An 8,362-nucleotide genomic window follows, 5' to 3' on the forward strand; every position below is an offset into this window, starting at 1 on the left:
TGTCGGTGTTGCAGGCCTTCATGCCGATGATGTTTTCGTGGCGCGACAGTTCATGCAGCACTTCGGGCGCAATCGAGATGCGGGTGCGGTAAGGGATCTCGTAGATCACCACCGGCAGCGGCGACGCATCGGCATAGCGCATGAAGTAGTCGCGGATGCCTTGCTGCGATGGCGTGGTGTAGTAGGGCGTCAGCAGCATCAGCGCATCCGCGCCGGCATCGGCCAGCGCCTGGCCGGAGGCAATGGCGTCGTGGTAGCCGGGGTCGAGCACGCCGGCCAGCACCGGCAGGTCGGCGGCCTGGTGCTCGCGCACCGTGGCCACCATGCGGGCTCGCTCGGTACGCGACAGCGCGCCGTATTCGCCCGTGCCGCCCAGTGGCACGGTGCCGCTGATGCCGCTGCCTTGCAGGTGGTCGAGCAGCGCGCGCACGGCCTGGGTGTCGATCTGGCCGTCAGCGGTCACGGGCGTGGCCAGTGCCGGAAAGATGCCGCGGAGTTGCTCAGAGGTGATACGTGTAGTCATGGTTCATCAATTCAAAGAAGCGGCGGAGCGGCGACGCAGCCAGTCCGCACAGGTGATCAAAATGCCAATGAAGGCGAACAGGCAGGTCGAGACGGCGGCAATCACCGGCGAGATCTGCAGGGTCACTTCATCCCAGAACTGCTTGGGCAGGGTGGAGCTCAGGCCCCCGGAGGCAAACAGCGAGATGGTCAGCTCGTCAAACGAGGTGGCAAAGGCAAACAGGAAGGACGAGGTCAGGCCGGCGGCAATGATCGGGAAGGTCACGTAGCGCAAGGTCTGCCAGGGGCGCGCGCCCAGGCTCTGGGCGGCCATGTCCAGGCGCGTGTCGTAGTTGCGCAGCACGGCCATCATGGTCATCACCACATAGGGGATGGCGATGACGGTATGCCCCAGCACCAGGCCCAGCGAGGTGCCCACCAGGCCCACCTTGGAGAAGAAATAGAACATGCCCACGGCAATGATCATGCGCGGGATGATCAGCGGCGACAGCACAAAGGCCAGCAGCAAGGCCTTGCCGCGCATCTGGCCGCGCACCAGCAAGAAGGCCACCGGCGTGCCCACGGCCATGGCCGCCAGCGCGGCAAAGAAGCCCACGACAAAGCTGCGCACCGTGGCGTTGATCCACAGCGGCGAGGCCAGCATGTCCTGGTAGTGCTGCAGGGTAAAGCCCTGGGGCGGCCAGTTCAGGCCCGACTTGTCGGCAAACGAGATCGGGATCATCAGCAGTGCAGGCACGCTCAGGAACACCAGCAGGGCCACCACACTGGCGCGCAGCACGAAGGAATCCCCTTGCTGCAGATCGCGTTTGCGCGAGCGCGGCACCAGCGCAATCAGCCGGTCGCTGATGCTGCCGAGCAAGCCCAGCACCATCTCGGACAGCTGGCGCATGAAACCGCTGCTGTGGTTGCTCTTGTCCGACTGTGCGCCCGTCATCGTCGACAGACCCAGCACCTTGTCATAGATCGCAAACACGATCAGCACGACGACCAGCAGCAGCACCGAGATGGCGCCGGCAAAGCCCCAGTTCATCACCTGCATCACCTGCTCGATGATCAGCTGGGTGATCATGGTCTCCTTGCGGCCGCCCAGCAGCTGGGGCACGATGAAAAAGCCCACGGCGGTGACAAAGACCATGATGGCGCCCGCAGCCACGCCGGGCATGGACAGCGGAAAGTAGACGCGCCAGAACGCCGTGCCCGGGCGCGCACCCAAGGTGAGCGCGGCGCGCGGCAGGTTGCGGTCGATGTTCTCCATCACCGAGAGCATGGTCAGCACGGCCAGCGGCATCAGCGCATGGACCATGCCCACGAGCACGGCGCCAAAGCTGTAGAGCATGTTCGAGGGCGCATCCTGCAGGCCCAGCGCCAGCAGCAGCTGGTTGGCCAGGCCATTGCGGCCCAGCACGACGATCCAGGCAAAGGCGCGCACCAGAAAGCTGGTCCAAAACGACAGCAGAATCCAGAACACCCAGCGGCTTTTCTTGTCCTTTTGCAGCGACGAGACCAGGTAGGCAATCGGGTAGCCGCCGACGATGGACAAGAGCGCCGTGACCAGCGAGATCTTCAAGGTGATCCACATGGTGTCCAGATACACCGAGGAACTGAACAGCTGGCTGTAGTTGTTCCACTTGAAGCTGCCATCGCTGTAGATGCTCAGCAGCAGCAACTGGCCCACCGGGTAGACCAGCAGCACCAGAAACAGCATGACCAGCGGTGCGGCCATCATCAGCGGCCTCACCCAGGCGGCACGGGGGGTGGCGGCGCTGTTCATGCGGGCTCCGGGACGGCCACGGCGTCGCTGCTGGACCAGCCAAAGTCCAAGGTGCTGCCCAGCGCGTGGTCATGCTTGGCGATGGAGGTCGGGAAGGACAGCACCACCGGCTCGCTGCTAAGCGCTGGCGCCTTCAGGTAGAGCTTGGTGAGGCTGCCGGTGATCATCGTATCGAGCAGCTGGCCGCTGAAGCGCTCGCTGGCGCCCTGGGCCGCAGCGGCGGCGGCCATGTTCTGCGGGCGCACCATCACGCAGACCTTGGCGCCGGTGGAGAGCGGCTGGTCGGCCGAGGCCAGCAACTCGGTGTTGGTGCCGTTCAAGGCCACGCGGGCCTGGCCGCCCTGGCTGGACACCACCGTGCCCTTGAACAGATTGCTCTCACCCAGAAAATCGGCCACAAACGGCGTGCGCGGGCGGAAGTACAGGTCTGCGGGCGAGCCCAGCTGCTCGATGCGGCCGCCGTTCATCAGGCAGATGCGGTCCGACATGGTCATCGCCTCTTCCTGGTCGTGGGTCACATAGACGATGGTGGTGCCGGCTTCGCGGTGGATGCGCTTGATCTCCAGCTGCATGTGTTCGCGCAGCTTCTTGTCCAGCGCGCCCAGGGGCTCATCCATCAGCACGATCGAGGGCTTGTAGACCAGGCAGCGCGCCAGCGCAATGCGCTGCTGCTGGCCACCCGACAATTCTTTGGGAAAGCGCTGCGCCACATGGGGCAGGTGCACCAGCTCCAGCGCCTCCATGGCGCGCTTCATCGCGGTGGCGCGGTCCAGCTTGCGCATCTTCAGCGGAAAGGCGATGTTCTCGGCAATCGTCATGTGCGGGAACAGCGCATAGTTCTGGAACACCATGCCGATGTCGCGCTCATAGGGCGCGCCATAGGTCACATCCTTGCCATTGATCAGCAGCTGGCCGCCATCGGGCACGGACAGGCCGGCGATCATGCTCAGCAAGGTGGTCTTGCCCGAGCCCGAAGGGCCCAGCAAGGTCAGGAACTCGCCTTCGGGCACTTCCAGGTTGGTGGGGTGCAGCGCGACAAAGGAGCCGTAGCGCTTGGTCAGGCCCGCAATCGACAGTTTTATATTCTTCATTTCAATCTTCTCCATTGCACCGGGGTGCAACGAATGAACCAACGGAGGCTCTGCAAAACCCTCGCCCGGGGCAGGGAGCTTTGCAGAGACTCCCACATGCCTGCAGCGGCGTGCCGCTGCAGGCTTCGTCATCGCTGGCGGGTAGCGCTTACTTGAGCACCCAGCCGTTGAACTTCTCGATCACCGCAGCCTGGTTGGCCACCCAGTACTTGGCATCGATCTGCACGCCGTTCTTGATGTTGTCGGGATAGGTGGGCGATTCCTTGGCCAGCTCGGGCTTGATGAACTTGAAGGCTTCTGGCTGGGTGACGCCGGCGGCAAAGTACTGGGTCAGCGAGGCCATGCGCTGGGGCTCGGACGCGAACTTGATGAACTCGCGGCAGGCGTCGGCATTGGGCGTGCCCGCCAGGATGGACCAGCTGTCCACGCCCCAGATGTTCTGGTTCCAGACGATGCCGATCTTGGCGCCATCGGCATTGGCCGATTGCGGGCGCGACACCCAGGTGGCGATCATGTCGACTTCGCCGGACTTGAGCATCTGCTCGACCTGGGCGCCGGAGTTCCACCAGACATCGATCTTGGGCTTGATCTCATCGAGGGCCTTGAAGGCGCGGTCCAGATCCAGCGGGTACAGCTGCGCAGCAGAGACGCCCGAGGCCATCGCGGCCTGCTCCAGCGTGTCAAACGGGTGCTTGCGGATGCCACGGCGGCCGGGGAAGTCCTTGACGTTCCAGAAATCGGCCCAGGACTTGGGCGCGGCGCGGCCCTTGAAGGCCTCTTCGCGGTAGGCCAGCACGGTGCTGTAGACATTGGTGCCCACGCCGTAGGGCGACATGTACTGCGCCGGGATGGTCTTGACGAAGGGGTCGTTTTCCAGGCCGTGCTTTTCCAGCAGCACCTTGCCGCCTTCGGTCAGCAGCAGAATGGCGGGCTGGCTGATCTTGGCCATGTCCCAGGTGTAGTTCTTGGTCTCGACCATGCTGCGGATCTGCGCCACAGGCTCGGCCGTTGCCTGTACCCCCACCACTTCGATGCCGGTCTTCTGCGTGAAAGGCTTGTAGTACACCGCGCCATAGGCCTTGGTGTAGATGCCGCCGTCATCACGCACCACGATACGCTTGGACGTGGCACGGGCATAACGCAGTACGGCAGGTGCAGCAATCAGGCCTGCGCCAGCCACGGCCGCCTTCAGTGCGGTGCGACGGGAGGTAGTGATCTCAGTCATAAAGTGTCCTTTCGAAGGAAGAGGCAGGGGAAGTCAAGGGAGGGGTGGGATCAGGGGGCGGGCGGCAGCAGGCGCCCGGGGTTGAAGCGCTGCTGCGGATCGATGGCGCGCTTGATGGCCTGCATCAGATCGAGCTCGACGGCGGGCTTGAACAGCGCCATCTCGTCGGTCAGCACCTGGCCGATGCCATGCTCGGCGCTGAAGGTGCCTGCCAGCGCGCAGGCCACTTCGTTGACGGCCTGCTTGACGCGGTGCGAGAGCTGGTCCTGCTCAGCGGGCGAGAGCGCCTGCCACTGCGCAAACTGCAGCTGCGGGATGAAGTGCACATTGCCGTCGCCCAGGTGGGCCACGATGATGATGGGCGCGCCCGGCACAATGCCGTGCGCCGCAGCCGTTGCCTGGCTGATGAAGGCCGGGATGGCCGACAGCGGCACGGCCGGGTCGGTGTTGATGCCGATGCCGGCCTTCTTGTTGCCTTCGGAGACGCTGTGGCGCACCTCCCACCAGTCGGCCTGTTGCTTGCCGTTGGTGGCGATGGCCGCATCCAGCAGCAGGCCCTCTTCGGCAGCAGCCGACAGCGTCTCTTCGAGCGCAGCGGACAGCAGCGCCTCGTCGCAGGTGTCGGTCAGCTCCACCAGCACATGCCAGGGGTAGCTGGGGCTGAGCGGCGCGCGCCGGTCGGCCACATGGTTCAGCACAATGTTCAGCTGCACATCGTTGAGCATCTCAAAGGCCGACAGCGAGGCGCTGCAGCGGCTCTGGAAACGGGCCAGCATGTCGATCGCCGCCTGGGGCGACTCCACCGCCAGCCAGGCCATCGCCCGCGCCGTGGGCAGCGGGTGGAGCTTGAGCGTGGCGCCGGTGATGATGCCCAGCGTGCCTTCGGAGCCAATGAACAAATGCTTGAGATCAAAGCCGGTGTTGTTCTTGCGCAGGCCGTAGAGCCCTTCCCAGATGCGGCCATCGGGCAGCACCACTTCGAGGCCCAGCACGTTCTCGCGGGTATTGCCATAGCGCAGCACCCCCGTGCCGCCGGCATTGGTCGCGATATTGCCGCCGATCTGGCAGGAGCCTTCGGCGCCCAGGCTCACCGGGTAGAGCCGCCCATGGCTGCGGGCGGTCTCCTGCACGGTCTGCAGCACGCAGCCGGCATCGACCACCATCGAGTTGTTGGCCGGATCGACCGCGCGCACCTGGCGCATGCGGCCCAGGTTGATCACCACCGTCTCGGGCAGATCGGCACGCGGAATCGCGCCTTCGCAGAGGCTGGTATTGCCGCCCTGGGCCACCACCGGCACCTGCGCTGCATGGCAGAGCCGGACCACCTCCGCCACCTGCGCTGTCGTCGACGGAAACACAACGCACTGGGCCTGGCCCTGGTAGCGCCCGCGCCAGTCGGTCACATGGCCGGCCAGGTCCTGCTGGCTGCGGAGAACTGCGCTATCACCAAGCAACGCGATGAAGGTCTGAATCAATGCCATATGCCCACGGGTCCAAAGTCTGGGAGAGAGGAACCGATGATGGCTAATTCTTAATAAGATTAGTATTAGATGAAATACGAATACATGTGATCGAATGGCAATTAGTCAAAAGATCTGGCTAGGGCGCCGCAGGCAGCAAAACCCATCGCACCAAGCGGTCAAAACCTGATCGGCATCCGCACCGGCAGCCGCGTCCAGATCCGCATGCGGGCAGCCCTTTGCAGTCCCGGGCGTTCACAGCGCGCGGAAGCCGTCACAATAGCGGCCTGACTGTCAGCGCCTGCCTCCGCTGTGGGGCCGGTCTCACCTGGAGACTTTTGCATGCGTATTTCTGCCCGCACCCCTCTGTTGTCCCGCACGGCCAGTGCGCTGCTGCTCGCTGGCCTGGGGGCCTCGGCTGCCCAGGCGGCCGGTGTCATCAAGATCGGTGAGATCAACAGCTACAAGAACCAGCCCGCGTTTTTGGAGCCCTACAAGCGCGGCATGGAGCTGGCGGTGGACGAGGTCAACCGCGCGGGCGGCGTGAACGGCAAGAAGCTCGAGCTGATCACGCGCGACGACAATGCCAACCCGGGCGATACCGTGCGCGTGGCTGAGGAGCTGATCGCGCGCGAAAAGGTCGATGTGCTGGCCGGCGGCTTTCTGTCGAACACCGGCATGGCGCTGACCGACTTTGCCAAGCAACGCAAGTTCTTCTACCTGGCCACCGAGCCGCTGACGGACAAGATGGTCTGGAGCAACGGCAATGCCTACACCTTCCGCCTGCGCCCTTCGACCTATATGCAGGTGTCGATGCTGGTCGAAGAGGCGCTCAAGCTCAAGAAAAAGCGCTGGGCCCTGGTCTACCCCAACTACGAGTACGGCCAGTCGTCGGTCGCCACCTTCAAGGCGCAGATGAAGGCGGCGCAGCCCGATGTGGAGTTTGTCACCGAGCAGGCCACCGTGCTGGGCAAGGTCGATGCCGGCAGCGTCGTGCAGGCGCTGGCCGATGCCAAGCCCGATGCGATCTTCAACGTGCTGTTTGCCACCGACCTGACCAAGTTTGTGCGCGAGGGCAATACGCGTGGCCTGTTCAAGGACCGCGAGGTCGTCAGCGTGCTGAGCGGCGAGCCCGAGTACCTCGACACCTTGAAGGCCGAAACGCCCAATGGCTGGGTCGTCACCGGCTACCCGGTGCACAGCCTGAAGACGCCCGAGCACAAGGCCTTCTTTGACGCCTACCAGGCCAAGTACAAGGACTACCCGCGCCAGGGCTCGGTCGTTGGCTATGCCGGCATCAAGTCGCTGGCCGAGGGCATCAAGAAGGCTGGCAGCACCGACACCGAGGCGCTGATCAAGGCCTTTGAAGGCCTGCAGGTCGTGTCGCCCTTTGGCCCGATCACCTGGCGCGCGCAGGACCACCAGTCGACCATGGGCGCCTATGTGGGCAAGCTCAAGAACGTGGGCGGCAAGGGCGAGCTGGTGGACTATGTCTACCGCGATGGCAAGGACTACCTGCCCAGCGATGACGAAGTGCGCAAGATGCGTCCGCAGTAAGCTGATGGAACGCTGCCTGGCCCCCGCAAGCGCCGCAGGTCGGTGGGCGCGCATGCCCCGATGGCTGGGGCGCCAGAGCGGCCAGGCATGGCGACAAGCGCAGGGAGGCGCATGAGTTTTTCCGGTCTGCTGGTGCAACTGCTCAATGGCCTGGCCGGCGCCTCGTCGCTGTTCCTGGTGGCCGCCGGGCTGTCGCTGATTTTTGGCGTCTGCCGCATCGTCAACTTTGCGCACGGCTCCTTCTACATGGTGGGGCTGTACGCGGCCTATGCGCTGGCCGAGGCCATGGCGCCCCTTGGGGGCGGCTGGGGTTTTTGGCTGTCGCTGCCGCTGTCGGCCATCGCCGTTGGGCTGCTGGGCGGCGTGGTCGAGGTGCTGCTGCTGCGCCGCGTCTACAAGGCGCCCGAGCTGTTTCAGCTGCTCGCCACCTTTGCGCTGGTGCTGGTGATCAAGGATGCGGTGCTGTGGCTGTGCGGGCCCGATGAGCTGCTGGGCCCGCGCGCGCCGGGGCTGGGCGGCGCGGTTGATATTCTGGGCCGCGCCTTTCCAACCTATGACCTGTTTTTGATCGCGGTCGGCCCGCTGGTGCTGGGCGCCACCTGGCTGCTGCTGCACCGCAGCCGCTTTGGCATGCTGGTGCGCGCGGCCACGCAGGACCGCGAAATGGTGGGCGCTTTGGGCGTGCGCCAGGCCTGGCTGTTCACGGCGGTGTTTGCGCTGGGCGCCGCGCTGGCCG

At 64.7% G+C, this 8,362-nt stretch carries 6 protein-coding genes and 1 pseudogene; 2 read left to right on the forward strand and 5 right to left on the reverse strand.

What is annotated here, in order from left to right:
- The 5 genes from H928_RS33950 to H928_RS0125495 all read right to left on the reverse strand — a co-directional run.
- Positions 1–523 (reverse strand): dihydrodipicolinate synthase family protein (locus H928_RS33950; RefSeq protein WP_043342052.1); only part of this gene is annotated, 523 nt, incomplete at its 3' end.
- Between the two features lie 6 nt (positions 524–529).
- Entirely contained in the window at positions 530–2,293 is a 1,764-nt protein-coding gene (locus tag H928_RS0125480) for an ABC transporter permease subunit (RefSeq protein WP_021029041.1), read from the reverse strand.
- Positions 2,290–3,384, reverse strand: a complete 1,095-nt coding sequence (locus H928_RS0125485; RefSeq protein ID WP_027011416.1) for an ABC transporter ATP-binding protein — start codon at positions 3,382–3,384, stop codon at positions 2,290–2,292. The genes H928_RS0125480 and H928_RS0125485 overlap by 4 nt, the downstream gene beginning before the upstream one ends.
- A gap of 148 nt (positions 3,385–3,532) precedes the next feature.
- Positions 3,533–4,609, reverse strand: coding sequence for an ABC transporter substrate-binding protein (locus H928_RS0125490; RefSeq protein ID WP_021029043.1), 1,077 nt, complete (start codon positions 4,607–4,609; stop codon positions 3,533–3,535).
- 50 nt (positions 4,610–4,659) lie between these two features.
- Positions 4,660–6,090, reverse strand: coding sequence for an FAD-binding oxidoreductase (locus H928_RS0125495; RefSeq protein WP_021029044.1), 1,431 nt, complete (start codon positions 6,088–6,090; stop codon positions 4,660–4,662).
- A 321-nt stretch (positions 6,091–6,411) separates the two neighbouring features.
- Between H928_RS0125495 and H928_RS0125500 the strand changes: the two genes are divergently transcribed.
- Together H928_RS0125500 and H928_RS29925 are read left to right on the forward strand one after the other, a co-directional pair.
- Entirely contained in the window at positions 6,412–7,626 is a 1,215-nt protein-coding gene (locus tag H928_RS0125500) for an ABC transporter substrate-binding protein (RefSeq protein WP_043342054.1), read from the forward strand.
- 111 nt (positions 7,627–7,737) lie between these two features.
- Positions 7,738–8,362, forward strand: a pseudogene (locus tag H928_RS29925) (branched-chain amino acid ABC transporter permease); the annotation flags it as partial.

Origin of the sequence: Comamonas sp. B-9, assembly GCF_000410635.1 — a bacterium.
In the GTDB taxonomy this organism is placed as follows: domain Bacteria; phylum Pseudomonadota; class Gammaproteobacteria; order Burkholderiales; family Burkholderiaceae_C; genus Comamonas.